Source organism: Janthinobacterium sp. HH102 (assembly GCF_001758625.2).
In the GTDB taxonomy this organism is placed as follows: domain Bacteria; phylum Pseudomonadota; class Gammaproteobacteria; order Burkholderiales; family Burkholderiaceae_D; genus Janthinobacterium.
On sequence record NZ_CP062062.1, the window covers coordinates 4,767,434 to 4,794,194 of the forward strand.

Sequence of the window (26,761 nt, forward strand, 5' to 3'; positions counted from 1 at the left end):
GGGATCAAGAGTGATGACACGGATGCCTCATGCAGGCTCTGAAACGCGAAAAGCCCAACCGGTGAAGGCTGGGCTTTTCGATACTGCTGATGTTCTGGCTCCCCGACCTGGACTCGAACCAGGGACCTGCGGATTAACAGTCCGTCGCTCTACCAACTGAGCTATCAGGGAAAAGAGGCCGTATTATATAGGGCAAGCAAGCACATGTCCAGATTCCCCCAGGGAAATTTCTATTCCGGACAGCAGCTGCCCGCCGACAGCGCAAAAACAAAAAAGGCCACGTTTTTCAACGCGGCCTTTCGAATTCTGGCTCCCCGACCTGGACTCGAACCAGGGACCTGCGGATTAACAGTCCGTCGCTCTACCAACTGAGCTATCAGGGAAAAGAGGCAATATTATATGTCGCTTGTTCCATATTTGCAAGATGGATACTGCATCTTCACAAACACGGCCAGCGCCGACTTTCTATTGCCATCCGCGCCACACTTGCATGCAGCGCCGAAGAAGCAAGATCTTAAAGCACTTTGGCGATCGCGTCAATAACGATGTCGATGTTGCGCGAATTCAATGCTGCCACGCAGATACGGCCCGTGTCGACGGCGTAGATCGATTGCTCGCGCAGGGAAGCCACTTGTTCCTTGCTAAGGCCCGAGTACGAGAACATGCCGATTTGCTGGCGCACGAATTCGAAGTCGTGGCCTGGCGCCTTGGCTTTCAGCTTTTCCACGAAGGCATTGCGCATTTCGCGGATGCGCACGCGCATGCCGGCCAGTTCCTCTTCCCACAGCTGGCGCAGTTCCGGCGTGGCCAGGACGGTGGCGACCACCTTGCCGCCGTGGACTGGCGGGTTCGAGTAGTTGGTGCGCACGACGCGTTTCAATTGCGACAGCAGGCGGGCCGCTTCATCGGCGCTGGCGGCGACGACGCTCAGCGCGCCCACGCGCTCGCCGTACAGCGAGAACGATTTCGAGAACGAGTTCGACACCAGCAGCGGGCCGCCCGCGTCGGCAAAGCGGCGCACCACGGCGCCGTCTTCGGCGATGCCGTTGGCGAAGCCTTGATAGGCCATGTCCAGGAACGGCACCAGGCCGCGCGACGTGACGACGGCGATGATCTGGTCCCACTGGGCCACGCTCAGGTCGGCGCCGGTCGGGTTGTGGCAGCAGGCGTGCAGCACGACGATGGAACCGGCCGGCATGGCGTTCAGGCTGGCCAGCATGCCGTCGAAGTTCACGCCATGGGTGACGGCATCGTAGTAGGTGTAGTTATTCACAACGAAACCGGCGTTCTCGAACAGCGCGCGGTGGTTTTCCCAGCTCGGGTCGCTGATGTAGACCTGGGCACCCGGCGCGAAGCGCTGCAGGAAGTCGGCACCGATCTTCAGTGCGCCCGTGCCGCCGATCGCTTGCACGGTGATGGCGCGGCGCTCTTGAATTACGGCGCTATCGGCGCCAAATACGAGTTCTTGCACCGCCTTGTCGTAGGCAGCGAGGCCTTCGATCGGCAGATAGGTGCGTGGGGCGGCCTGTTCGATCAGGATGGCTTCCGCCTTGCGTACGCAAGCTAACAGAGGCACTTTACCGTTGTCGTCATAATAGACGCCAACGCCCAGATTGATTTTGGCGGGATTCTGGTCCGCGTTAAATGCTTCGGTGATGCCCAGGATCGGGTCGCGTGGGGCCATCTCGATGGCGCTAAACAGACTGGCAGAAACAGTTGGGTTCGTCATGATAAGATTGGATTCGATTGGAAGCAGGTTCACAGCGGAGTTGTAGACAGCGCCCCGAAATACAACGCCAGGGCCGCCAGCAGAGCACTATTCTAACAAAGGTCTGATTCACATGCCCGAATTATCTACCGCCAGCGAGGCGGAAAGCGCAATTATCTCTTTCCCGGACTCCCCCTTCAAGCTGCACCAGCCCTTCCCTCCGGCCGGCGATCAGCCCACGGCAATCGACCAGCTGTCAGAGGGGATTGCCGACGGACTGGCCTTCCAGACCCTGCTGGGCGTGACCGGTTCGGGCAAGACCTACACCATGGCCAACGTCATCGCGCGCATGGGCCGGCCCGCCATCGTCTTCGCGCCGAACAAGACCTTGGCGGCGCAGCTGTACAGCGAGTTCCGCGACTTTTTCCCGCAGAACGCCGTCGAATACTTCGTCAGCTACTACGATTACTACCAGCCCGAAGCCTACGTGCCGCAGCGCGACCTGTTCATCGAAAAGGACTCGTCGATCAACGAGCATATCGAGCAGATGCGTTTGTCGTGCACCAAATCGCTGATGGAGCGGCGCGACGTCATCATCGTCGCCACCGTCTCGGCCATCTACGGTATCGGCAATCCGAACGAATACCACCAGATGATATTGACCCTGCGCGTCAAGGACAGGGTCGCCCAGCGCGACGTCATCGCGCGCCTGATCCAGATGCAGTACACGCGCAACGAGGTCGATTTCGGCCGCGGCACCTTCCGCGTGCGCGGCGACACGATCGACATCTTCCCCGCCGAGCATGCGGAGCTGGCCGTGCGCCTGGAAATGTTCGACGACGAGATCGAATCGATCCAGCTGTTCGACCCGCTGACGGGCCGCGTACGGCAAAAGATCCCCCGCTTCACCGTGTACCCGGGTTCGCACTACGTCACGCCCCGCTCCACCGTGCTGCGCGCCGTCGAGACCATCAAGGACGAGCTGCGCGAGCGCCTCGAGTTCTTCCGCAAGGAAAATAAACTGATCGAGGAGCAGCGGCTGGAACAGCGCACGCGCTTCGACCTGGAAATGATGGCGGAGATCGGTTTCACCAAGGGCATCGAGAACTACTCGCGCCATCTGAGCGGCGCGCTGCCCGGCGAACCGCCGCCGACCCTGGTCGATTATTTACCGCCCGACGCATTGATGTTCCTCGACGAGTCGCACGTGCTGACGGGCCAGCTGAGCGCCATGTACAACGGCGACCGCTCGCGCAAGACGAACCTGGTCGACTACGGTTTCCGCCTGCCGTCGGCGCTCGACAACCGGCCCTTGAAATTCGAGGAATTCGAACAGAAGATGCGCCAGACCGTGTTCGTCTCGGCCACGCCGGCCGAATACGAAAAGACCCATTCTGACCAGGTGGTCGAACAGGTCGTGCGCCCGACCGGCCTGGTCGACCCGCAGATCATCGTGCGTCCGGCCAGCAGCCAGGTGGACGACCTGATGTCGGAAATTGTCGAGCGCATCAAGAAGGACGAGCGCGTGCTGGTGACCACCCTCACCAAGCGCATGTCCGAGCAATTGACGGAATACCTGGGCGACCATGGCATCAAGGTGCGCTACCTGCACAGCGATATCGAAACGGTGGAGCGCGTGGAAATCCTGCGCGACCTGCGTCTGGGCACCTTCGACGTGCTGGTGGGGATCAACCTGCTGCGCGAGGGCCTGGACTTGCCGGAAGTATCGCTGGTCGCCATCCTCGACGCGGACAAGGAAGGCTTTTTGCGCTCCGAACGCAGCCTGATCCAGACCATCGGCCGCGCCGCGCGTAACCTGAACGGCACGGCGATTTTGTACGGCGACCGCATCACGGACTCCATGCGCCGCGCCATCGACGAGACGGAACGCCGCCGCGCCAAGCAGATCGCCTTCAATACGGCCAACAACATCATCCCGATCGGTGTGAAGAAATCGATCCGCGAAATGATCGACGGCGTCTACAGCCCGCAGGAAGCGCGCGAGACCCTGCAGGTGGCGCAGGAAGCGGCGAAATTCGAAGCGATGAGCGAGAAACAGGTCAGCAAGGAAATCAAGCGCCTGGAAAAACTGATGGTCGACCACGCCAAGAACCTGGAGTTCGAAAAGGCGGCGCAAGTGCGCGACCAGCTGCACATCCTCAAGCAGCAGCTGTTCGGCGCGCCCGGCACCGACAATGTGGCGTCGATACTGGGCAAATAAGCCCCACGCGCTGGCATGGCGCAGGTCGGATTAGCTGGCTGACAGGCCAGCGCAATCCGACATCAGCACTTAAACCAACGCCAGCAATATTGTCGGATTACGCGGCGTGCCGCCGCTAATCCGACCTACGCGGCTTCATGCTTTCACATCCTCGATATACGCACGGATGATGCTGGCGAAATCCGCATCGGCCGTCAAGCCCAGCGACTCGGCCCGTGCCGTGTCCCAGGCGCCGGGCCAGCTCTTGACGATGCGCTCGACGGCCGGATCGGGCGCATAGCTGATGCGGGCAACGACGTCCGCGCCGGCGACTTGTTCCAGCGCGGCGATCATCTCGCCCACGCTCACGCTCAAACCCGGCAAGTTCACCGTGCGGCTGGCGCCAAAGGCCTCGCCCGCCAGTTCGTGGCCGGCGATCAGCGAGGCGATGGCGCCGCGCGGCGACAGCAGCCACAATCGCAAATCGGTGGACACAGGGCAGACGGCCGCCTCGCCATTCAACGGTTCGCGGATGATGCCGCTGGCGAAAGACGACGCCGCCTTGTTCGGCTTACCGGGACGCACGCTGATGGTGGGCAGGCGCAGCACGCGGCCATCGACAAAGCCGCGGCGGCTGTAGTCATTGAGCAGCAATTCGCCGATGGCTTTTTGCGCGCCGTACGACGATTGCGGGTTCAGCGCGGTGGTGTCCTGCACCACGTCCGGCAGCTTGCCGCCGTAGACGGCCACGGAGCTGGTGAAGACCACTTTCGGCTTGTGCCCCAGTTCGCGGCAGATATCGAGCAGCAAACGCGAGGCATCGAGATTGATGCGCATGCCCAGCTCGAAATCGGCTTCCGCCTGGCCGCTGACGATGGCGGCCAGGTGGAAGATCGACGTGGTCTGCGCATCGATGGTGGCGCGCATCAGGGCGCCATCGGCGATGTCGCCCGTGACGACCTTGACTCTCGCATCGTGGAAGTCATGCGCGGCCACCACATCGACCAGTACCAGCTCGCTGATCGCTTGCAACTGGCCGTGGCTGTCCGTCAGCTGGCCTTGCGCCAGCAACTGGCGCGCCAGGCGCTGTCCCAGGAAACCGGCACCGCCGGTAATCAGTACTTTCATCTTCATGCTCCTTGTTTGTTGTTGTATGCGGCAAGCCAGCCCAGGCCATCCTCGGTGCGCCCGCGCGGACGGTATTCGCAGCCGATCCAGCCCTCGTAGCCCAGCTCGTCGAGCAGGGTGTACAGGTATGGGTAATTGACTTCGCCATCGTCCGGTTCATTGCGGGCCGGGACGCTGGCGATCTGCACGTGGCCGATGCCGTCGAAGTTGTTTTGGAACGTCATGGCGATATCGCCCTCGACGATCTGCGTGTGATAAAAATCCATCTGCACCTTGACGTTGGGCGCGCCCGACTCCAGGCGCAGCGCATGGCCCTGCGCCTGCGTGACGAGGAAATAGCCGGGCATGTCGCGCCCGTTGATCGGTTCGATCAGGAGCTCGATGCCATGCTCGCCCACGGCTTTCGCCGCGTACCGCAGGTTGGCCAGGTAGGTGGCGCGGTGCAGATTGACGTCGGCGCCCACGGGCAGCAGGCCCGCCATCATGTGCACGCGCGGCGTGCCCAGCGCCAGCGCATACGCGATGCCCTGTGCCACGCCAGCGCGAAATTCCGCTTCGCGGCCCGGCAGCGAGGCGATGCCCCGCTCACCTGCCGCCCAGTCGCCCGGCGGCAGGTTGAACAGCACGTTCTGCAGCTTGTTTTCGCGCAGCCAGCCGGCCACTTCCTGCGGCGCGTGATCGTAGGGGAACAGAAATTCGACGCCCTGGAAACCCGCTTGCGCGGCGGCGGCAAAGCGCTGCGGGAAAGGCACTTCATTGAACATCATGGTCAGGTTGGCGGCAAAACGGGGCATGCGTGTCTCCTTGAATTCTATAGTTCGAGTTTGAATGTCTGCTTCAGGTCCGCGATCTGCGCCGCGTCGAGCGGGCGCGTGGGCACGTCGCGCAGCAGCAGGAACAGCTTGGCCGTCTCTTCCAGTTCCTCGGCCGCATACACGGCCGCTTCCAGGCTGGTGCCCGACACGACGGGACCGTGGTTGGCCAGCAGCACGGCCGAGTGCTTGCGCGCCATGGCGCCGATCGCGCCCGCCAGCGCCGGGTCGCCCGGACGGTGATACGGCACCAGGGGCAAGCGCCCCACCTTCATCACAAAGTATGGCGTGAGCGGCGGGATGCAGTCGTCATGGTTCAAGCCGCACATGCACGACACGGCGGCCGAATGCGTCGAGTGCAGGTGCACGATGGCGCCCGCGCTGCTCCGCTCTGCGTACATGGCGCGGTGCAGGAACGCCTCCTTGGACGGCGGCGCTCCGCTGATCAGCTTGCCATCCCAATCGAGCTTGGACAGCTGCGCCGGATCGAGCCGGCCCAGGCTGGCGTTCGTCGGCGTGAGCAGCCAGCCGTCGGACAGGCGCACGCTCAGGTTGCCGCTGCTGCCCGCCGTCAAGCCCCTTTCGAACAGGGACTTGCCGAAGTCGACGATCAGCTCGCGCTGGCGCGATTCCGTGGCGCTCATGCCAGCACCTGCCAGGCCTTGCTGAAGAAATCCACGGTGCCGAAATTGCCGGACTTGAGCGCCAGCGCCAACGGTGCCCTGCCTTCGTCGCCCGGCGCTGGCAAGGCTAGCGTCCAGGGCACGCCGGGGTCGATTTCGGGGCCGATGCGCAAGCCGGCAATGCCCAGCGCTTTCACCACGGCGCCCGAGGTTTCGCCGCCGGCGACGATCAACTGGCCCACGCCGAGGCGCACGAGCCCCTGCGCGATGGCGGCCAGGGCTTCCTCGACGAGGGCGCCGGCACGCTCCACGCCCAGCTGCGCCTGCACGGCGCGCACGGCGTCCGGCGTGGCCGTGGCATAGATCAAAATGGGGCCTTGCGCCAGGTGCTGATTCGCCCAGGCCAGCGCCTGCGCCACCACGGCGTCCACCACCTCGCCGCCCGCGGCCAGCGACAAAGGGTCGACGTGGAAGGACGGCGCCAGTTCGCGCAGGTGCGCCACCTGCTGCTGCGTGGCCACGGAACAGCTGCCCGAGATCACGGCGCGCAATCCGGAGGCCGGCGGCAAGCGCCCCGCCTGGCCCGCAGGCGATGGCGACAACTGGCCCCGCTGTCGAAAATTCTGCGGTAATCCCAACGCGATGCCGGAACCGCCCGTGATCAGTTTCAAGTCGGCGCAAGCGGCACCGATGGCTTCCAGGTCGCGGTTCGACACGGCATCGACGACGGCGAAATGGCAGCCCTGGCCGCGCAAGTCCGTGAAGCGCTGGGCGATGGCGGCAGCGCCCTTCTCCACCACACTGTAATCGGCCAGGCCCACCTTGGCCTGCACCTGCTGCTGCAGCACGCGCACCAGATTCGAATCCGTCATCGGCGTCAGGGGATGGTCGCGCATGCCCGACTCGGCCAGCGGCACGTCGCCGACGAACAGGTTGCCCTTGTAGATGGTGCGGCCATTCGCGGGAAACGCGGGGCAGGCGATCGTGAAGTCCGTGTCGAGCGCCCGCATCAGCGCTTCGGCCACGGGACCGATATTGCCGCGCGGCGTGGAGTCGAACGTGGAGCAGTACTTGAAGTAGAACTGGCGGCATCCGGCTTGCTGCAGCCAGGCCAACGCGGCCAGCGATTCGGCCACCGCCTCGTCCGGCGCATTCGTGCGCGACTTGAGGGCGATGACGACGGCATCGACGTCGGCTGGCGGCGGACCTTGCGGCACGCCGATCAGCTGCACCGTGCGCATGCCGGCCTTGACCAGCATGCCGGCCAGGTCGGTGCCACCCGTGAAATCGTCGGCGATACATCCCAGTAATACAGTCATGATGGTTCCTTTTGATTCAGTTACGCTTTCGCCGGCAGATCGATACCGGGGAAAGTTTTAATCACGGCCGAGTCGTCCTCGCCGCCAAAGCCAGCGGCCGACGCCTGCATGAACATCTGGTGCGCCGTGGCCGACAGGGGCAGTGGAAAGACGCTCTTTTTCGCGTAATCGAGCACGATGCCGAGGTCTTTCACGAAAATGTTCACGCTTGATAACGGCGTATAGTCGCCCTTCAAAATGTGCGGCACCCGGTTCTGGAACATCCAGGAACTGCCGGCGCTGTTTGAAATGACTTCGTACAAGGCATCGGCGTCGCAGCCGGCGCGCAAGCCCAGCGCCATCGCTTCGGCAGCGGCGGCGATATGCACGCCGGCCAGCAGCTGGTTGATCATCTTGACTTTCGAGCCCTGCCCCGGCTGCTCACCCAGGCGGTACAGCTTTGCACAGATGGCGTCAAAAATGCCCGTGCAAGCGTCGAACGCATCGGGCGCGCCGGCCGCCATCACGGACATCTCGCCGGCTTGCGCCTTGGCCGCGCCGCCGGAAATGGGCGCGTCGATGAAGCGCAGTCCCATGGCCGCCAGGCGAGCACCGAGCGCTTCGGCAAATTCGGGCGCCACGGTGGCGCAGGCGATGACGACGCTGCCCGGCGCCAGGGCGCTGGCCGCGCCGTCTTCGCCAAACAGCACGGTTTCCGTCTGCTGCGCATTGACGACGACGATCAGCAAGGCCTGCACCTGCGCCGCCAGCGCGGCCGGCGATTGCGCCGCATGGGCGCCCTTGTCGACCAGCGTTTGCACGGTTTCCGGGCGCACGTCGCAGGCATGCACTTCAAAGCCCGCGCGCAGCAACGATTGCGCGATGCCCATGCCCATGGCGCCCAGGCCGATCACGCCCACTTTTTTCATTTCCACGTTCATCTGCTACTCCAGTCTTATTTGTTCACCAGCTTGGCCGGCACGCGCATGATGATGAATGCGCCGATCACCAGGATGCCGGCCAGCAGGTAGATGGCGATGTCGGTCGATTGCGTCAGATCCTTGATGGAACCGATCATGTACGGCGCCGCGAAGCCGGCCAGGTTGCCCACCGAATTGATGGCGGCGATGCCCGCGGCGGCCGAGACGCCACCGAGGAAAGCCGTCGGCAGGCTCCAGAACATGGGCGAAGCGGCCAGGATGCCACCGGCGGCGATCGTCAGGAAGAAGATGGCCCAGCCCGTGTTGTGGGCGCCGGCCAGCGCGCTGCAGACGATGGCGGCGGCGCCGACCACCAGCGGGATGGCCATGTGCCAGCGGCGTTCGCGGTATTTGTCCGAGCTGCGGCCCAGCAGGATCATCGACGCCACGGCCACGGAGTACGGAATCGCCGTGAACAGGCCGATATTGAGCACGCCCGTCACGCCGGCCGCCTTGATCAGGCTGGGCAGCCAGAAGGTCAGCGAATACTGGCCCATCACGCAGCAGAAATAAATCAGGGCCATGACCCAGATGCGCGGGTCGGCGAACATGGCGCGGATCGACGGGTGCGATACCTTGCCCTGTGCTTCCGTGGCGATGCGCTGCTCGAGGATGACTTTTTCGTCTTCCGTCAGCCACTTCGCGGCGCGGATGCTGTTGTCGAGGTACAGCAGCACGGCCACGCCCATCATCGCGGCGGGTATCGCTTCGAGCACGAACATCCACTGCCAGCCCGCGTAGCCGTGCCAGCCGGCGAAGGTTTCCATGATCCAGCCCGACAGGGGGCCGCCGATCAGGCCCGCCACGGGAATGGCGGCCATGAAGGTGCACACCATGCGCGCGCGGCGCTCGGACGGATACCAGTAGGTCAAATAGAGAATGATGCCGGGGAAGAAACCCGCCTCGGCGATGCCGAGCAGGAAGCGCATGACGTAGAACTGGGTCGGCGTGGTGACGAACATGAAGGCGCCCGAGATGATGGCCCAGGTGATCATGATGCGGGCGATCCACACGCGCGCGCCGATCTTGTGCAGCATCACGTTGCTGGGCACTTCGAACAGGAAGTAGCCGAGGAAGAACACGCCGGCGCCCAGGCCGTACACGGTTTCGGAAAACTGCAGGTCGGCCAGCATTTGCAGCTTGGCGAAGCCCACGTTCACACGGTCGAGGTAAGCGACGATGTAGCACAGCATGAGGAAAGGGATGATGCGCCAGGTCACCTTGCGATAGACGGCGTCGTCGATGGTTTTCTGGCTGGCGGCCACGCCGGCCGCCTGTCCGGGCAATGCTTGTGATACGTCCATGCTTGTCTCCTGATCGCTGGGGGATCGACCGTGCCGGGTTTTTATGGTCCACCGGAGGTGGCTGGCAACTTGTCTTAAATTTGTATGGATGTATATTATGTGTGTGTTTTGTGTGTGTCAAGCTGTATATTCCATATAATGGCAAGCAGGCAAGCCCGCATAAAAACCGCTAGTACAAGGATGCATCCGATGGACCGCACGTTCCGCTTTACCCTTCCCCCGCCGGAGCCCGCCGCGGGCAGTTTCACCACCGGCACCCTGGGTGCGCGGGTGGCGGCACGGCTGCGCCAGCAGATTCACAACGACGGCCTGGCCGGCGGCACGCGTCTGCCGTCGGAGCAAGCCATGGCCAGCCACTTCGGCGTGAGCCGCACGGTGCTGCGCGAAGCCATCGCCCTGCTGCAGGCGGACGGCATCGTCGCCACGCGCAAGGGCAGCGGCACGTTCGTGTGCGCGCAGGATGGCGCGAAGACGGGAGAACGGGGCGACGAGCTTACGGAGCAGTCCGTGCAGTCGCTGCTGAATCTGATCGAGGTGCGCCAGGGACTGGAAGCGGAAATCGCCGCGCTGGCGGCCGTGCGGCGCACGCCGGGCCAGCTGGCCGACATCGAACACGCGCTGCGCCGCATCGAGGAAGCCGTGGCGGCCGGCGTCGACGGCGTGGAAGAAGACGTGCGCCTGCACCTGTGCATCGCCGAGGCGACGGGCAACCCCTACTGGCCGAAATTCGTCGCCATGTTCGCCGACCCGATCCGCTCGGCCGTCAAGGTGACGCGCGCGAATGAAGCGCGGCGCACGGACTTTTCCATCGAAGTGCGGCGCGAACATGAAAAGATCGTGCAGGCGATCGCGGATGGCGACCCGCAGCGGGCACGCCAGGCGGCCATGGAACACATGCAGCACGCGGCCGAGCGCGTGCGCCTGGCCGACCGCGAATTCTGGCGCGGCGACGGCGGCGCGCTGGCGCGCACGCTGGGGCGCGATCCCATCATGCAAAAATAAGATCTACGTCACCGCCTCACCTGCGCTGCGCTCATGCCCGCCGCCCCTGCTTTCCTATGCTCGCGCTCATCATGTCGAACAGGGTGCGTGACGCGGGCGGCATCGCGTGCTGATGCCGGCTGATCAAGCCCAGCGTGCGCTTGACGGCGGGATTGACGAGCGGCACGCCGACCACCGCGCCTTGCCGCTCCGGCAGAATCGACAGGCCCGGCACCGCCGCCACGCCCAGGCCCGACTCCACCAGCGCCAGGATGCCTGACACGTGGTTGATCTCGCACGAGATCCACGGGTGTTTTTCCACGCCGGCCAGCGCCGCATCGAGCACGCTGCGGTTGCCGCTCGACTTGGCCACCGAGATATAGCGTTCGTCGACCGTATCCTTCCAGCTCAGCTTCTTGCGCTTGGCCAGCCGGTGATCGGCCCGCATCGCCAGCACGTAGGTCTCGACGTAGATGGGCTGGAAATGGATCTCCGGATTTTCCGCGCCCGTAAAGCTGATGCCGAAGTCCGCCTCGCCAGACAGCACGAGGTTGAGCACGTCCTGCGCGCTTTCGTCATGCACGCGCACGCGGATTTTCGGAAACTGCGCGCTGAAGCGCTTGAGCACGTCCGGCAGGAAATGCCACACGGCCGAGGGCACGCAGGCAAACGTCACCGTCCCCGTGCGGTGCGCGGCCAGGTCGGCCACGCCCAGCACGGCATCTTCCAGGCCGTTGAGCGCATCGCGCACGTTCACCAGGAACACCTGCCCGACGTTGGTCAGCTGCACGCGCCGGGTGGTGCGCTCAAACAGCTTGACCCCCAGCGCATCCTCGAGTTTTTCGATGCGGCGGCTGAGCGCGGGCTGCGACAGGAACAGGTCCGCCGCGGCCTGGCGAAAGCTGTTGCGCTCCGCCACGGCCACGAAAGCCTGCAAATCATGAAGCTCGTAATTGATGCGCTGCATGCATTAATTCCCGGAAAAATTGCAATTATCAAATTATGCCATTTCAACGATGATGGGGTCTGAATGCTGAGCCTCGCCAAGAAGGCCTGAACTGAAAAAGGAGACATGATGCGACACCATTCCACGTTCGCGCTTTTACCGGCGGCCGGCGGCGCAACGCTGCCGGCGTCACGGAAACACACCTCAACAACCGCCACGGCACGGGCTTGACACCCGGCCTCATGAAAAAATTTTAACATCAGGAGAACCATCATGCCTCAGCATACTCTGCTGCAAACCTCGCGCCCGCTGCTCGCGGCGCTGGTGCTGCTGGCCGCCGGCGCGGCCCATGCCGCCGACATCCGCGTGGTCAGCTCGGGCGGCTTCGCCCAGGCCTACAAAAACCTGGCGCCCGCCTACGAACGCGCCAGCGGCGACCAGTTGCTGTCCGAATGGGGACCGTCGATGGGCACCACCAGGAATGCGATCCCGGCGCGGCTGGCGCGCGGCGAGCCGATCGACGTCGTCATCATGGTCGGCGACGCGCTCGACAAACTGATGCAGGAAGGCCGCCTGGTCCCCGGCAGCAAGGTGGTCCTGGCCAATTCGCCGATCGCCTGCGCCGTGCGCCACGGCGCGGCAAAGCCCGACATCAGCACGACCGAGGGCTTGCGCAGCGCTTTCCTGCAGGCGCACAAGGTGGCCTATTCGGACAGCGCCAGCGGCGAATACATCGAGAAGCAGCTGATGAAGACACTGCACATCGCGGAGCAGATGCAGGGCAAGGCCGCCAAAATTCCCGCCACCCCCGTCGGCGAAATCATCGCGCATGGCGAGGCCGATTTCGGCTGCCAGCAGCGCAGCGAGCTGCTGCCGGTCCAAGGCATCGACATCGTCGGCCTGCTGCCGCCGGAAGTGCAGTTGATGACGCAATTTTCGGCGGCGCTGGTCCCGGGCGGCAAGGAACCGGAAGCCGGCCGCGCCTTGCTGCGCTTCCTCGCCGCCCCGGCCAACGCCGGCGCGATCGAAGCGTCCGGACTGGAACCGGCATCGGCGCCAGCAACAGCAACGCACTAGGCGACGTCACTCATCTTTCATCGAGGTAAACCATGGCCATTCCATCGACCGCCGCGCCCCTCGCCGAGCCGACAGCGCCGCGCACACAGGCACGCCCTCCCTCGCGCATCGCCACCGTCATCCGGGTGACGAGCGGGAACTTCATCGAAATGTACGATTTTTTCCTGTTCGGCTTTTACGCGACGTATATTGCCAAGGCCTTCTTCCCCGCCACCAGCGAATACGCGGCCCTGATGATGACCTTCGCCACCTTCGGCGCGGGGTTTTTCATGCGGCCGCTGGGCGCCATCATCCTCGGCAGCTATATCGACCGCATCGGCCGGCGCAAGGGACTGGTGCTGACCCTGGCCATCATGGCTTCCGGCACGGCGCTGATCGCCTTCGTGCCCGGCTATGCGACCATCGGCTTGCTGGCGCCGTTCCTCGTGCTGATCGGGCGCTTGCTGCAAGGTTTCTCCGCCGGCGTGGAGCTGGGCGGCGTGTCGGTCTACCTGTCCGAGATGGCGACACCCGGCAACAAGGGCTATTACGTCAGCTGGCAATCGGCCAGCCAGCAAGTCGCCATCATCTTTTCCGCGGCGCTCGGCTACTATCTCAACGCAACCTTGAGCAAGGAATTCATCGCGGACTGGGGCTGGCGCATCCCGTTCTTCATCGGATGCTCCATCATCCCCGTGGTGTTCTACATCCGCCGTTCGCTGCAGGAGACCGAGGCCTATCTGACGCGCAAGTCGCATCCGACGTTCCGGCAAATGCTCAAGACCATCAGCCTCAACTGGCCGCTGGTCGTCAGCGGCGCGATGCTGATCGTGCTGACGACGGTGGCGTTCTATCTGATCACCGTCTACACGCCGACCTTCGGCAAGAGCGTGCTCAAACTGAGCACCGAAGACAGCCTGCTCGTCACCTTGTGCATCGGCCTGTCGAACTTACTCTGGCTGCCCGTCATGGGCGCGCTGTCCGACCGCATCGGGCGCTGGCCCATCATGGCCGCGTGCGCGGCGCTGACGATGCTGACCGCGTACCCGTCCCTGTCCTGGCTGGTCGCCCATCCCAGTTTCGAGCACATGCTGATGGTCGAGCTGTGGCTGTCCTTCCTGTACGGCAGCTACAACGGCGCCACCATCGTCGCGCTGACGGAAATCATCCCGGCCAGCGTGCGGACCACGGGCTTTTCGCTGGCCTACAGCCTGGCCACCGCGCTGTTCGGCGGCCTGACGCCGCTGGTGTCGACCCTGCTGATCGAGAGCACCGGCGACAAGGCGGCGCCAGGCTACTGGATGGCGGGCGCCGGCGCCATCAGCCTGCTGGCAACGTGGCTGATCTATCGCGGCATCGTCAAGGAGCGCCATCCAGTTCCGGCCTGAACCAGTACGGCCTGGCCAGACGGCGCATTACGGCCAGGCTGGCCGGCGCATGTGGAACAGGCTGGCCGGTCCGATCTCGAAATAATCGGCCGGGCCGCCGCCGCGCAATATCGGCGCGGCGGCGGCCGTGTCGTACACGCCGTCGGCCAGCAGATGGCGCGCGATGTGCACGCCCACCACTTCCCCCAGCACCAGCCAGCTGCCGACACCGTCGCCATTGACGCCTTGCAGCTCGATGATCTGCGTGCGCCGGCATTCGAAGGACACGGGGCTTTCGGCCACGCGCGGCACGTCCACGATGCGCGAGGCGGCCGGCGTCAGGCCGGCCAGCGCGAATTCGTCGACTTCGGGCGGCGCCGGCGCGCAACTGGCGTTCATGGCCTCGGCCAGCGGACGGGTCGCCAGGTTCCACACGAATTCGCCCGTCTGTTCGATATTGCGCAAGGTATCCTTGCGGCCGATGCTGGAAAAGCCGATCAGCGGCGGATGGTAATTGAAGGCGTTGAAAAAGCTGTACGGCGCCAGATTGAGCACGCCCGCACTGCTGCGCGAGGCGATCCAGCCGATGGGACGCGGCCCCACGATGGCGTTAAAGGGATCGTGCGGCAAGCCGTGGCCCTGCGCAGGTTCATAAAAATGGATGGGGTCAAGCACGCGGATTCCTGAAGTCAAAGGAAGTCAAAGGCTCCCGGGATGGAACGCCTGGAACGACAGCTTACTGGAATTGCCGCCACCGCGTTGCCAGCCCGCCGGCGCGCCGGGTGCGCTCGCGCACGCAGCGCGACAATTGTATGGCGCACGGCCCTTGGCCTCGCTTATGATGGGGCAACTCAACCCTTATCATTGCGCTATCGCCCATGCCTACCCTCACGCTGCACCAGAAAGTGTTCCTGCTCCTCTTGAGCATCGTCACCATCGGCTTCGGCTGGATATTGGCGCCGTATGCGGGCGCCATCTTCTGGGGCGTCATCCTGGCGATCCTGTTCGCGCCCGTGTACCGCTGGCTGCTGGCCAAAACCCGGGGCCGCGCCGGCCTGGCGTCGCTGCTGACCTTGCTGTTGATCATCGTCATCGTGATCCTGCCGCTGTCGCTCATTTCCGTGTCGCTCGTGAACCAGGCGGCCAGCGTGGTGGAGATGGTGCGTTCGGGCGAAATCACGGTCGCCATGTTCTTCAATAAAATCATGGCCGTGCTGCCGCAATGGCTGATCAACCTGCTCGAGCGCTTCAACCTGACCAGCCTGGCCAGCCTGCAGGACAAGCTGGCCGAGGGCGCCACGCAGGTAAGCCAGGTGGTGGCCGTCAAAGCCATCAATGTGGGCCTGTACACCTTCGAATTCCTCACCAGCCTGTGCATCATGCTGTACCTGCTGTTTTTCCTCATGCGCGATGGCTCTAGCCTGTCGGCCCGCATCAAGAACGCCGTGCCGCTGAGCCGCAAGTACAAGCAGCGCCTGTTCACCAATTTCACCACGGTGATCCGCGCCACGGTGAAGGGCAACATCCTCGTGGCGATCGCCCAGGGCGCCCTCGGCGGCCTGGCGTTCTGGTTCCTCGACGTGCCGGCGCCCCTGCTGTGGGCAGTACTGATGGCCTTCCTGTCGCTGCTGCCGGCCGTCGGCGCCGCCCTCGTCTGGGCACCCGTGGCAGCCTATTTCCTGGCCACGGGCGCCATCTGGCAAGGCGCAGGCCTGGCCGCCTTCGGCGTCTTCGTCATCGGCCTGGTCGACAACGTGCTGCGCCCTATCCTGGTGGGCAAGGACACGAAGATGCCCGACTACGTGGTGCTGCTGTCGACCGTGGGCGGCATGGCCCTGTTTGGTCTGAACGGCTTTGTCATCGGCCCCGTGGTGGCGGCCCTGTTCATCGCCTCGTGGGACCTGTTCGTCTCGGCCAGCGAATTCCAGGCTGAGGATTAAGGCCAGGCACCAGGCGGCCGGCATCGCATCGCCATCCCATTCTGCAGAAATAATCGTCCAGAATCCGGCGCTGCCGGCGGCGCCACTTGCGCTTCCCGCAACAGGCCGGAACAGCCTGGCGGCAGAGTGTCCGCCAGTGCCGGCCAGCCCCGGCGACTATCCACATGAGACTACATTTCATATCGACTATCATGTTGCAATGGTGCTAATTTAGCAACAAGTTCAAAAATATAGTTTTTGACGCAGTGGGCGCCGCAGCGTAGTGTCGGCCCTCCCGACAACCACGTAATGAGGAGCTTCCCATGGCAAATCCACTGTGCTTGATGATGCCGGTACTGCCCGACACCAATCCGATTTCCATCGCCGCAGCGTTGCAGGAATACCAGGCGAAGATCAATGCCGCCCTCACCGATATTGGTACCGTGCACTTTGCCCGCTTCACCCTGCTTGACCGCTCCCAGGCCAACCTGCTGCCCAACATTAACTCGGCGGGCGCTTCCAACACCCTCGTCATCGGCGTCATCACCGAGTACGACGGCAGTTTCAACGGCTACATCGAGGATTTCGTGGCCCAGTTGGGCGAGGTATTCGACGCGCTACTGCAGTTTGTCGTGGGCGGCAAGGCGCTGATGCCCGTTGCCAACCACGTGGCTGCTTTTGAAGCCTTCATCACCGCCAACGACGCTGCGCAGCACGTGCCCAATAACGGCCTGTATAGCGCCTATCCACAGACCGTCCAGCAAATCCTCGCTTCAGTCTGAACTCGACACCACGCCGGGGCTGCGCAAGCGGCCCCACCACCCTGCCAGTCACAACCCCAGCCCCCGGAGAGACAGCATGGCCGATCCCACCATCGATTACGACGACGTGCAAGGCACGATCCTGCGCGGCTACCGCGTCAACCTGGCGCGCCATTTCATCCTTAGCATCACGGATGCGGCGCAGGCGCGGCGTACCATCGCGGCCCTGCTCGACGGCAGCGACGGACTGCCGTCGATAACTACAGCGCGCCATATCCATCCCAAGCCGCCCTGCTTCCTGAACCTCAGCTTTACCGCTCCCGGCCTGTCCGCGCTGGGCGTTGCTGCGGCCAACCTGGCCACCTTCGACCAGGCGTTCCAGCGGGGCGCGGCCGACCCGGCCAGCGTCGCTGCCGTGGGCGACGTGGGCGACAGCGCCCCCGAACACTGGCTCGGCAACCTGGGGCCGGCCACCCAGCATGGCCAGGTGCATGCGCTGCTGAGCCTATGGGTCAGCGAATCGGAGGAAGTGCTGCAGGAGACCTCGGCCACACTGCGCCGCGCATTTGCCGCTGGCTGGCGTGAACTGTATGCACACGACGGCATGGCCCTGCCAGGCAACCGCGTGCATTTCGGCTACCGCGACAGCATCGCCCAGCCGGACGTCGATGGCGCCCCGCAGCGCAAGCACGAACACGACCCCGACCCGCTCAACAGCGTCAAGACGGGGGAATTCCTGCTGGGCTACCTGAATGAAAATGGCGGCACCTACCAGGTGCAGCCGCCGCAACTGTCCACCAATGGCAGCTATGCCGCCTTCCGCATCTTGGAGCAGGACGTGCCCCTGTTCGACAGCATCCTGAGCCAGGGCGCGGCCAGTTCCGGGCTCAGCACCGAGATGCTGGCCGCCAAGATGTGCGGGCGCTGGCGCAACGGCAATCCACTGGTGCTCAGGCCGGACCAGGCCGGCCCCGTGCTGCCGGACGACAGCCTGAACCGCTTTCACTATGTCGATGGCGCACAGCCGGAACTGGATGACACGCTGGGCCTGAAATGCCCGGTCGGCGCGCATATCCGGCGCAACAATCCGCGCGACGAAGGCGTCGTGGGCACCTCCGCCCGCCACCACCGCATCGTGCGGCGCGCCATGCCCTACGGCAGCGAATATGATCCGGCCGCACCCATCGCGCAGCAGCGCGGCCTGGTCGGCTATTTCATCAATGCCAGCCTGCGCAATCAATTCGAATTTCTGATGGAGCAATGGAACGACGACGATGCCTTCGTCAAATCGGCCGTCGGTCCGGCCGGTCCCGAGGCGGGCAATGCCACGTTCAATATCAGCGGCCAGGACGTGTTTTTGGGAATCAACGACCCTGCCGTCAGCTCCTTCACCCTGCCAGGCGTGGGCCCCAAGGGCAGCGGCAATACAAAACTGCAGCATTTCTCGCGCAGTGTCATCACGCGGGGCGGCGTGTATTGCTTTTTCCCCAGCATCACGGGATTGCGCTACCTGGCGAGCCTCGGTTAGACGGCGGGCGAGCCAGGAATGCAAGCGGAAACGGCCGGTGCACGATCGGCCCGGACCGCTTGCATTGATCCGGTGATTGCACTATCGTTGCTGCACGCGCGTGTTGCCAACCTTGCACAGGAGATCCCACCGTGTCGCTGATCCTCTACGGCCATCCCTTTTCCTCGTACACGCAAAAGGTGCTCATCGCCCTGTACGAAAACGCCATACCGTTCGATTTCCGCCGCCTGGCGCCGGACATGCCGCAGCACCTGCAGCAGTGGCTGGAACGCTGGCCGCTGCGCAAGTTTCCGCTGCTGGTGGATGGGGAGCGCAACGTCGCCGAGACCAGCATCATCATCGAATACCTGCAACTGGCCCATCCCGGCCCGCTGCGCCTGCTGCCGGACGACGCCATGCAGGCGCTGGACGTGCGCTTTCTCGACCGCTATTTCGACCTGCACGTCATGACGCCCGTGCAGCATGCCGTCGGCGCCGCCCTGACGGGCGCCTCGGCGAACACCGAGGAAGGCCGCGTGTTTGCCGGCAACAAGCTGGATCTCGCCTACGCCTGGCTGGAAACCCGCCTGGCCGGCAAGACATGGGCGACGGGCGAAGACTTTACCCTGGCCGACTGCGCCGCCGCTCCGTCGCTGTTCTATGCGGACTGGACGCAGCCGATTCCCGCCACGCTGCCCCTGCTGCACGCCTATCGCGCCCGCTTGCTGGCCCGTCCATCGTTCGCCCGCGCGGTGGACGAAGCGCGCCCGTACCGCCACCTCTTCCCCTTGGGCGCGCCGCAGCGCGACTGACCTTGTTCAGTAAACCTGTTCAGGCAAACACGGGGCGGAAAAAACTGCGCTCGTAGCTGACGATGCAGCGCGTCTCCTCGGCATAGCGAAAGGCGGCCTGGCATTCGGCGTCCTGCATCGAATCGCTGCGGTACTGCTCGTACAAGGCCAGGCTGGGGAACGAGAACATGGCCAGGGCCACATTGCTGGCGCCTTCCGATGGCAAAAAGTAGCCGTGGTGCTGGCCGCCGAAGCGTTCGACCAGCGGTATCCACAGCTTGCCGTAGGCTTCGAATTCCCGCAATTTGTACGGGTCGATGATGTAGCGCAGGTAACAGGTAATCATGCAGTCTCCTTGTGAGGGTTCAACTCCATCAGCATGCCGGATTCCCAGGAGCCGATGGCGGCCAATGGCGAGCCGGGCAAAAAATCCAGCGAGCAGGGATACATCAAAGCGTGTTGTGTCAGCACGTCGAGGCCCGGCCAGCCATACAACAGCAGCTTGCCCTTGCCGATGCGTCCCAGCGCGCTGCCGTCGGGCAGCCAGCGCAGGGCGTCGCCCGTGCCGCCGCCCACCTCCACCGGCACCGTGGCCAGCCGGCGGCCATCGGCCAGCGCATATACCGACAGGAACTCCTCGCCGCCCGCGTGATGCAGCACGGCCAGGGATGCTCCGTCGGGCGATGGCACGCACGACTTCAGTCCTGGCAGCGACAGCACCTTGCGCCCGCCGCCCGCCCGCAGGGGCCAGTCCCATACGCTGCAGTAGTCGGGCGGCTGCACCTGCCCCTCGTCCACCGATTTGACGCCGTGCAGGAGCAGCAAGCGCCGCCCGCCGTCGATAACGTGGACACCGCGCAGCATCTCGCCCGGGTGCTCCTGCATGAAGCGCACCTCGCCCGTCTGCGCGTCGCGTAGCCGCAGGCGGCCATCCCAGCCGCCGTCGGCAAGATACTGCCCGCACGGCGACCACGCGGTGCCGCAGCCTTCGCCATCCTTCTTGTTCTGGAAATTGAGCAGCAGTTGTCCCGCCTGGGCATCCACCACGGCCAGCTGGCCCGTCGTGCTCTTGATGGCCAGCCGGCCACCGTCGGGCGAAAAGGCAAGGTCCGACATGTGCGCGATGAATTTGCCGCGCCACAGTTTCTGGCGTGCCGCCACGTCCCACAGGACCAGGTCGCGCCCCAGCACCGCCAGGCGCGTGCAATCGGGCGAAAACCGCACGCCGTAGCTGCAGCCCAGCTTCAGGGGCTTGCGCGCTGCCGTCATGGGCGCGCCAGGCGGTAGACGACGCTGTCGATATCGTAATGGCGTTCCATGCCCACATATTGCATGCCCAGGCGCGTCATGACCTTGATCGAGGCGGCGTTGTCGGGATGGGCCACGGCCACCACTTCCGGTGCGCCGACGACGTCGAACGCATGCGCGACGATGGCGGCCGCCGCCTCGCTGGCATAGCCCTGCCCCCAGCCCGTACGCGCCAGGCGCCAGCCGATTTCAAGGGGATTGGCCCTGTCGCCGGAGAGGTGCTGCAGGCAGGCCATGCCCACCAGTTCACCGTCATCGAGGCGTATCAGCGCCCACCACGAATAACCCCATTCGACCCAGCGGCCCATGGTGCGCGCGATGGCCGCGCGCGTCACCTCTTCGGTCTCGGGCTGGCCCGCGTTCAGGTAGGTCATCACCTCGGGATCGGTGTTGAGCGTGCGCATGCGCTCGTAGTGGCTCTCGTTGATCGGTTCCAGGCGCAGCCGCGCCGTCGTCAGTATGGTCATCGCATTTCCTTGGACGAAAAAAAAGACGATACACGATCGTCTTTTTTTTGCAAGCGCGCACGCAATTACTTGCCTGCCTCGCCCTTCTTGATCCACGCCGCCAGCTGGTGCGGACGCAGGCCGTCGTAGTCTTCGAACGGCTGATGGATCCACGGATTGTGCGGCAGTTCGTCGAGGAAGTAATCGGGACGCACGACGGAGCAGCCCTTGAGCCAGATCACGGCCGATTTGACTTCGGTCACGTCAGGGAAGTTTTCCTTCAGGTGACGCGTGACCTTGTCCAGCGTGACGCCGGAATCGGCCAGGTCGTCGACCAGCAGGATGCGGCCGGCCAGCGGGCCCTTGGTCATGGTCATGTACTTGGCGATATCGAGGTCGCCGCGCACCGTGCCCGCGTCTTCGCGGTAGGAGCTGGTCGACAGGATGGCCAGCGGCAAATCAAAGATGCGCGAGAACACGTCGCCAGGACGCACGCCGCCGCGCGCCAGGCACAATACCTGGTCGAATTTCCAGCCCGATTCGTAGACCTTGAGCGCCAGGCGCTCGATCAGGCGGTGGTACTCTTCCCAGTTGACCCAGAGATGTTGATCGTTCGATTGTGGGGTAGTCATGATAGTGAAATCTTATTATTAGCGTGATTAAAAAAATCCGCCTTGCGGCGGATTGTGTCCAGCAGCTTACTCGAATGGGTGGCGCAGCACGATCGTTTCTTCACGATCCGGACCGGTCGAAACCATGTCCACCGGTACGCCGACCAGTTCTTCGATGCGCTTGATGTAGGCGCGCGCCGTGGCAGGCAGGGCCGCCAGCGATTTCGCGCCGACCGTGCTTTCCGTCCAGCCCGGCATCTCTTCGTACACGGGCACGCAACGGGCGGCTTCTTCAGCGCCCGATGGGAAGATGTCCGTGGCCACGCCGTCGATGGTGTAGCCGGTGCACAGTTTCAGCGTTTCGATACCGTCGAGCACGTCCAGCTTGGTCAGGCACATGCCCGTCACGCCGTTGATTTGCACGGAGCGGCGCAGCAAGGCGGCGTCGAACCAGCCGCAGCGGCGGGCACGGCCCGTGACGGTGCCGAATTCATGGCCGACTTGCGCCAGATGGTGGCCAACGCCTGCATCCGTTGGCAGTTCCGACGGGAACGGGCCGGAACCGACGCGCGTCGTGTAAGCCTTGGTGATGCCCATGATGTAGTGCAGCATGCCAGGACCGACGCCCGAACCGGCGGCGGCATTGCCGGCCACGCAGTTCGACGAGGTGACGAACGGATAGGTGCCGTGGTCGACGTCGAGCAGGGAACCCTGCGCGCCTTCGAACAGCAGATTCGCGCCGGCCTTGTGCGCCTTGTACAGTGCGCTCGACACGTCGGTGACCATCGGACGCAGACGCGGCACATAGGCCAGCGCGTCGTCGAGGGTCTTCTGATAGTCGACTTTCGGCGCCTTCAGGTAGTTTTCCAGCACGAAGTTGTGGTAATCGAGGTTTTCGGCCAGCTTTTCGGCAAAGCGCTTCTCGTTGAGCAGGTCGGCGATACGGATCGCGCGGCGCGCCACTTTGTCTTCGTAGGCCGGGCCGATGCCCTTGCCGGTGGTGCCGATCTTCGCATCGCCACGCTTGGCTTCACGCGCCAGGTCGATCGCGGTGTGGTAAGGCAGGATCACGGGTGCCGCGTCCGACACTTTCAGGCGCGAGGCGACTTCGACGCCGACCGCTTCGAGCTTGTCGATTTCGCGCAGCACGTCCGGCACGGAAACGACCACGCCGTTACCGATGTAGCAGGCGACGCCTGGACGCATGATGCCCGACGGGATCAGCTGCAGTGCGGTTTTGACGCCGCCGATGACCAGCGTGTGGCCTGCATTGTGGCCGCCCTGGAAGCGCACCACGCCTTGGGCGTGATCGGTCAACCAATCGACGATCTTGCCTTTACCTTCATCGCCCCATTGGGTGCCGATGACAACAACGTTCTTTGCCATAATTTTCTTTGACATCACTCAACCTAAGTTTTTAAGAATCCAGCTACTACCATTATCGGCAAGTACCAGCACGCGATCGCACTCGAACTCGTCTTGTTCATTACTGTGACCCGGCATACTCTGGATCACGACCTCGCCCGCCTTGCGCAACTCGGCGATTTTTTCCTTCAATTCTGGCGCGCTGCCCCACGGCGCGCGGATCGAATGCTTCCGTTCTGCGGTCGGCAACAGGCGCGCCAGTTCGCGCAAATCGAGCGAGAAGCCGGTCGCGGGACGTGCCCGGCCGAACGCTTCGCCGACGTGGTCATAACGGCCGCCGCGCGCAACCGCGTTCGGCAAGCCTGGTACATACAGCGCAAACATCGCGCCGCTTTCATATTGGTAGCCGCGCAGGTCGGCCAGGTCGATCGCCACTTCGGCGCGGCCCAGGGCCGATCCTGCCAGCGCGGCCAGTTCGGCCAGCGCCTTGAGCACGCCCGGCAGCGGCGGCAGCACTTCGCGCGCACGCGCCAGCACATCGATGTCGCCGTACAGGTTCGGCAAGGCCAGCAGCGCATCGCGCGTGACGGCGTCGTAACCGGCAGTCAGGGCACGCAGGCCCGGCGCATCTTTCGCGCGCAGCAAGGCGTACAGCGCAGCTTCGTCGCGCCCGGCGGCGGCGTCTTGCGCAATGATAGCGCGCAACAGGCCGACGTGCGACAGATCCAGGCGCACGCTGTCGAAACCGGCCAGTGCCAGCGAAGCGAGCGCCAGTTCCTGGATCTCGGCATCCGCTTCCAGGCCGGCGTGGCCATAGATTTCGGCGCCGATCTGCAGCGGTTCGCGGGTGGCGTGCAGGCCCGACGGACGGGTATGCAGCACGCTGCCGGCGTAGCACAGGCGGGTGACGGTGGCACGGTTGAGCAGGTGGGCGTCGATACGCGCCACTTGCGTCGTCATGTCGGCGCGCAGGCCGAGCATGCGGCCCGACAGCTGGTCGACCAGTTTGAACGTGCGCAGGTCGGTATCCTTGCCAGCGCCGGTCATCAGCGATTCCAGATACTCGAGCAGCGGCGGCATCACCAGTTCATATCCGTACAGACGGAAATTATCCAGCATGAGGCGGCGCAGCTCTTCGATCTTGCGCGCTTCCGACGGCAGAACATCGGCAATATTTTCGGGCAAAAGCCAATTCGGCATGAGGGAGCGAGATACGGAAGAAAGTTGAAAAAATGCATCATGCGAGGCAGCGGCGCGCGCGCCAGGCAAGAGGCCGAACCTGATATTTTACGCGAAAACACGGGCCTTTAGGGATAAGTTGTCCGAAACGCTGCCGCACGGCCCTAAAAACACCGCATTTTACGCCTTCCCGCAACAACTAGACGGGCACAAAAAAACGGGGCCGGCATCGATGCCGGCCCCGCTGCTGCCGCCCCCGTCCTTGCGGCCGGGTGCAGTGCGATGCTGTCTTACTTCTTGGACGGAGCGGCCGTGCCGTTACCCTTGAAGTACTTGAAGAATTCCGAGCTCGGATCGACCACCATCACGTCGCCCTTGTCCTTGAACGTGGCGCGGTAGGCTTCCAGGCTGCGGTAAAACTTGTAGAACTCCGGATTCTTGCCAAACGCTTCCGCATACACCTGCGATGCCTTGGCATCGCCCTCGCCGCGGATCTTCTCGGCTTCGCGATACGCTTCGGCCAGGATCACCGTGCGCTGCTTGTCGGCGTCGGCGCGGATCTTCTCGGAGTCGGCCGAACCGGTGGAACGCAGTTCATTGGCCACGCGCACGCGCTCGGACTTCATGCGCTCGTACACGGAGTTGTTGATCTGCTCGACGTAATCGACGCGCTTCAGGCGCACGTCGACGATGCCTACGCCGATGGCCTCGGCCTCGGCCGCCACCTTGGCCTTGATCGCCTGCATCACCTTGCCACGCTCGCCCGAGATCACTTCGCGCACCGTGCGCTTGGTGATTTCATCGTTCAGCGCCGCCTTGACGATTTGCGACATGCGGTTGCGCGCACGGCTTTCATCGCCGCCGAAGCTGCGGAAATAGGTCTTCGGATTGACGATGCGCCACTTCACATACGCGTCGACGAGGATATTCTTCTTCTCGGCCGTGATGAAGCGTTCCGGTTCCGGCGTGTCGAGCGTCAGGATACGCTTGTCCAGGTAGATGACGTTCTGGAACGGCGGCGGCAGCTTGAAGTACAAGCCTGGCTTGCTGATCTCGTCCTTGACTTCACCGAGGGCGAAGACGATGGCGTATTTACGCTGATCGACCACGAACACGGTCGAGGAAAGGAGCATGATCGCGATGAAGCCCGCGATCAGGGCGGCAACGATACGGTTCATTAGCGGCTCTCCCGTTCACGCGAAGAGCGGCTGTCACGGCGCTGATTGACTTCTACTGTCGGCATGGCTTCCTGTGGCAAAACGGTGTTGGCTGCGGGTGTCGCGGCAGCACGGGCGGCGGCAGCGGCAGCATCGGTGGCAGCCGTCTGGGCGATCAACTTGTCGAGCGGCAGATACAGCAGATTGCTGCCCGTCTTGGCGTCAACCATGACCTTGCTGGCACTGCTGAACACTTGCTGCATCGTTTCCAGGTACATGCGGTCGCGCGTGACGGCCGGCGCCTTCTGGTACTCGACCAGCACCTGCTTGAAGCGCGACGCGTTACCTTCGGAGTTCTCGGTCACCATGGCACGGTAGGCCTCTGCTTCCTGCACCAGGCGGAATGCTGCGCCGCGGGCTTTCGGAATGACGTCATTGGCGTAGGCCTGGCCTTCATTCTTCTGGCGTTCACGGTCCTGGCCTGCCTTGACGGCATCGTCGAAGGCGGCTTGCACCTGCTCCGGCGGCTGCACGGCCTGCATCGTCACGTTGTTGATCAACACGCCAGCCTTGTAATCTTCAAGAATCTGCTGCATCAATTTCTGCGTATCAAAAGCCACTTTTTCGCGGCCTTCATACAGCACGAAGTCCATCTTGCTGCGGCCGACCACTTCGCGGATCGCCGTTTCGGCGACCTGGCGCAAGGTGTCTTCCTGGTCGCGCAGGCTGAACAGCCATTCCACGGGATCTTTCAGGGTGTACTGCACCGCGAACTGGATGTCGATGATGTTTTCATCATCCGTCAGCATCAGCGACTCGCTGGCCTGCTTGTTGCGCAGCGAGGTGCGATAACCCACTTCCACCGTGCGCACCTGCGACACGTTGACGGTTTCATCGGTCTGGAACGGATACGGCCAGCGCCAGTTGAGACCGGCCGGCGCCGTGCGCGTGTATTGGCCAAACGTCAGCACCACGCCGCTCTGGCCCTCTTGCACGATGAAGGCGCCGCTGGCGAGCCAGATGAAGACGGCGATCACGCCAACGACGCCGGCGGTGATGCCGGCGCCCTTCATGTCGGGGCGCGGGCCACCGCCGCCACCGTTGTTATTGCCGCCGTTGTCGGGACGGTTCTTCTGTCCGAAAAAGGCGTTCAGGCGCTGATTGAAATCGCGCCACAACTGATCGAGGTCCGGCGGACCTTCGCCGGGCTTTTTGCCTTCTTGGGCTTTCTTGCCGTCGTCCTTGCGATTGCCCCAGCGGGGATCGTTCAGGGACAACTTCAAGCCTGTTTTTTTGAGTAGGGAGACAAGCATA

Annotated in this window: 25 protein-coding genes and 2 tRNA genes; 8 read left to right on the top strand and 19 right to left on the bottom strand. The window is 63.8% G+C overall.

The features are described from left to right. Positions 1–95 precede the first annotated feature (95 nt). From JAB4_RS21770 to JAB4_RS21780, 3 genes are all read right to left on the bottom strand, one after another. Positions 96–171, bottom strand: a tRNA-Asn gene (locus JAB4_RS21770). Positions 172–307: 136 nt separating this feature from the next. Beyond that, positions 308–383, bottom strand: a tRNA-Asn gene (locus tag JAB4_RS21775). Positions 384–514: 131 nt separating this feature from the next. Beyond that, positions 515–1,729, bottom strand: a complete 1,215-nt coding sequence (locus JAB4_RS21780) for an amino acid aminotransferase (protein WP_175444695.1) — start codon at positions 1,727–1,729, stop codon at positions 515–517. A 112-nt stretch (positions 1,730–1,841) separates the two neighbouring features. Between JAB4_RS21780 and uvrB the strand changes: the two genes are divergently transcribed. Further along, positions 1,842–3,929, top strand: a complete 2,088-nt coding sequence (uvrB, locus tag JAB4_RS21785; protein ID WP_070221947.1) for an excinuclease ABC subunit UvrB — start codon at positions 1,842–1,844, stop codon at positions 3,927–3,929. 135 nt (positions 3,930–4,064) lie between these two features. Here the strand turns inward: uvrB and denD are convergent, their stop codons facing one another. Genes denD through JAB4_RS21815 form a run of 6 tightly spaced genes read right to left on the bottom strand, consistent with a single transcriptional unit; the run spans position 4,065 to position 10,053 of the window. Then, the gene (denD, locus tag JAB4_RS21790; RefSeq protein ID WP_070221944.1) at positions 4,065–5,036 is read right to left on the bottom strand and encodes a D-erythronate dehydrogenase; all 972 of its coding nucleotides are present in this window, start codon (positions 5,034–5,036) and stop codon (positions 4,065–4,067) included. A 2-nt stretch (positions 5,037–5,038) separates the two neighbouring features. Continuing rightward, entirely contained in the window at positions 5,039–5,830 is a 792-nt protein-coding gene (gene otnI, locus JAB4_RS21795; protein WP_070221942.1) for a 2-oxo-tetronate isomerase, read from the bottom strand. A 17-nt stretch (positions 5,831–5,847) separates the two neighbouring features. After that, positions 5,848–6,492 carry a 3-oxo-tetronate 4-phosphate decarboxylase gene (otnC, locus tag JAB4_RS21800; protein WP_070221939.1) on the bottom strand — a complete coding sequence of 215 codons (645 nt, stop codon included), beginning with the start codon at positions 6,490–6,492 and terminating at the stop codon, positions 5,848–5,850. After that, positions 6,489–7,790 (bottom strand): 3-oxo-tetronate kinase, encoded by a 1,302-nt coding sequence (gene otnK / locus JAB4_RS21805; protein WP_070221937.1) that lies wholly within the window; start codon positions 7,788–7,790, stop codon positions 6,489–6,491. Before otnK ends, otnC begins: the two co-directional genes overlap by 4 nt. Before the next feature lie 20 nt (positions 7,791–7,810). Next, on the bottom strand, positions 7,811–8,710 hold the full coding sequence (gene ltnD, locus JAB4_RS21810; RefSeq protein WP_083286949.1) for an L-threonate dehydrogenase: 900 nt from the start codon (positions 8,708–8,710) through the stop codon (positions 7,811–7,813). 14 nt (positions 8,711–8,724) lie between these two features. Beyond that, on the bottom strand, positions 8,725–10,053 hold the full coding sequence (locus tag JAB4_RS21815) for an MFS transporter (protein WP_070221935.1): 1,329 nt from the start codon (positions 10,051–10,053) through the stop codon (positions 8,725–8,727). Positions 10,054–10,242: 189 nt separating this feature from the next. Between JAB4_RS21815 and JAB4_RS21820 the strand changes: the two genes are divergently transcribed. Next, entirely contained in the window at positions 10,243–11,055 is an 813-nt protein-coding gene (locus JAB4_RS21820; RefSeq protein WP_070221971.1) for a FadR/GntR family transcriptional regulator, read from the top strand. Between the two features lie 31 nt (positions 11,056–11,086). Here JAB4_RS21820 and JAB4_RS21825 read toward each other — a convergent pair whose 3' ends face one another. Further along, positions 11,087–12,001: a LysR family transcriptional regulator gene (locus JAB4_RS21825; RefSeq protein ID WP_070221933.1), complete on the bottom strand. Its 915-nt coding sequence runs from the start codon at positions 11,999–12,001 to the stop codon at positions 11,087–11,089. Positions 12,002–12,253: 252 nt separating this feature from the next. Between JAB4_RS21825 and JAB4_RS21830 the strand changes: the two genes are divergently transcribed. Both JAB4_RS21830 and JAB4_RS21835 read left to right on the top strand, forming a co-directional pair. Further along, a complete protein-coding gene (locus JAB4_RS21830) occupies positions 12,254–13,057 on the top strand; it encodes a substrate-binding domain-containing protein (protein ID WP_139143552.1) in 804 nt (267 codons plus the stop codon). Between the two features lie 32 nt (positions 13,058–13,089). Next, positions 13,090–14,424 (top strand): MFS transporter, encoded by a 1,335-nt coding sequence (locus JAB4_RS21835; RefSeq protein ID WP_070221931.1) that lies wholly within the window; start codon positions 13,090–13,092, stop codon positions 14,422–14,424. A gap of 27 nt (positions 14,425–14,451) precedes the next feature. On the opposite strand, the gene JAB4_RS21840 is transcribed toward JAB4_RS21835, so the two are convergent. Next, positions 14,452–15,078 carry a flavin reductase family protein gene (locus JAB4_RS21840; protein WP_070221929.1) on the bottom strand — a complete coding sequence of 209 codons (627 nt, stop codon included), beginning with the start codon at positions 15,076–15,078 and terminating at the stop codon, positions 14,452–14,454. A gap of 203 nt (positions 15,079–15,281) precedes the next feature. Between JAB4_RS21840 and JAB4_RS21845 the strand changes: the two genes are divergently transcribed. The 4 genes from JAB4_RS21845 to JAB4_RS21860 all read left to right on the top strand — a co-directional run bounded on the left by JAB4_RS21845 (position 15,282) and on the right by JAB4_RS21860 (position 19,402). Continuing rightward, positions 15,282–16,343 (top strand): AI-2E family transporter, encoded by a 1,062-nt coding sequence (locus JAB4_RS21845; protein WP_070221928.1) that lies wholly within the window; start codon positions 15,282–15,284, stop codon positions 16,341–16,343. A 302-nt stretch (positions 16,344–16,645) separates the two neighbouring features. Further along, positions 16,646–17,104 carry a hypothetical protein gene (locus tag JAB4_RS21850; RefSeq protein WP_070308399.1) on the top strand — a complete coding sequence of 153 codons (459 nt, stop codon included), beginning with the start codon at positions 16,646–16,648 and terminating at the stop codon, positions 17,102–17,104. 76 nt (positions 17,105–17,180) lie between these two features. Continuing rightward, positions 17,181–18,611 (top strand): hypothetical protein, encoded by a 1,431-nt coding sequence (locus JAB4_RS21855; protein ID WP_070221926.1) that lies wholly within the window; start codon positions 17,181–17,183, stop codon positions 18,609–18,611. A 131-nt stretch (positions 18,612–18,742) separates the two neighbouring features. After that, the gene (locus JAB4_RS21860; protein WP_070221925.1) at positions 18,743–19,402 is read left to right on the top strand and encodes a glutathione S-transferase family protein; all 660 of its coding nucleotides are present in this window, start codon (positions 18,743–18,745) and stop codon (positions 19,400–19,402) included. A 19-nt stretch (positions 19,403–19,421) separates the two neighbouring features. On the opposite strand, the gene JAB4_RS21865 is transcribed toward JAB4_RS21860, so the two are convergent. From JAB4_RS21865 to hflK, 8 genes are all read right to left on the bottom strand, one after another. Beyond that, a complete protein-coding gene (locus tag JAB4_RS21865) occupies positions 19,422–19,727 on the bottom strand; it encodes an NIPSNAP family protein (protein ID WP_034752016.1) in 306 nt (101 codons plus the stop codon). After that, on the bottom strand, positions 19,724–20,650 hold the full coding sequence (locus tag JAB4_RS21870; protein ID WP_070221923.1) for a WD40 repeat domain-containing protein: 927 nt from the start codon (positions 20,648–20,650) through the stop codon (positions 19,724–19,726). The genes JAB4_RS21865 and JAB4_RS21870 overlap by 4 nt, the downstream gene beginning before the upstream one ends. Further along, positions 20,647–21,156 carry a GNAT family N-acetyltransferase gene (locus tag JAB4_RS21875; protein WP_070221921.1) on the bottom strand — a complete coding sequence of 170 codons (510 nt, stop codon included), beginning with the start codon at positions 21,154–21,156 and terminating at the stop codon, positions 20,647–20,649. The genes JAB4_RS21870 and JAB4_RS21875 overlap by 4 nt, the downstream gene beginning before the upstream one ends. 65 nt (positions 21,157–21,221) lie before the next feature. Further along, positions 21,222–21,767 carry a phosphoribosyltransferase family protein gene (locus JAB4_RS21880; protein WP_034752020.1) on the bottom strand — a complete coding sequence of 182 codons (546 nt, stop codon included), beginning with the start codon at positions 21,765–21,767 and terminating at the stop codon, positions 21,222–21,224. Positions 21,768–21,833: 66 nt separating this feature from the next. After that, positions 21,834–23,147: an adenylosuccinate synthase gene (locus JAB4_RS21885; RefSeq protein WP_034752021.1), complete on the bottom strand. Its 1,314-nt coding sequence runs from the start codon at positions 23,145–23,147 to the stop codon at positions 21,834–21,836. Between the two features lie 3 nt (positions 23,148–23,150). Further along, the gene (locus tag JAB4_RS21890; protein ID WP_070221919.1) at positions 23,151–24,311 is read right to left on the bottom strand and encodes an ATP phosphoribosyltransferase regulatory subunit; all 1,161 of its coding nucleotides are present in this window, start codon (positions 24,309–24,311) and stop codon (positions 23,151–23,153) included. A gap of 269 nt (positions 24,312–24,580) precedes the next feature. Continuing rightward, complete coding sequence (gene hflC, locus JAB4_RS21895) at positions 24,581–25,468, bottom strand: protease modulator HflC (protein ID WP_070221917.1); 888 nt, start codon at positions 25,466–25,468, stop codon at positions 24,581–24,583. After that, positions 25,468–26,760 carry an FtsH protease activity modulator HflK gene (gene hflK, locus JAB4_RS21900; RefSeq protein ID WP_070221916.1) on the bottom strand — a complete coding sequence of 431 codons (1,293 nt, stop codon included), beginning with the start codon at positions 26,758–26,760 and terminating at the stop codon, positions 25,468–25,470. The genes hflC and hflK overlap by 1 nt, the downstream gene beginning before the upstream one ends. Position 26,761 lies beyond the last annotated feature (1 nt).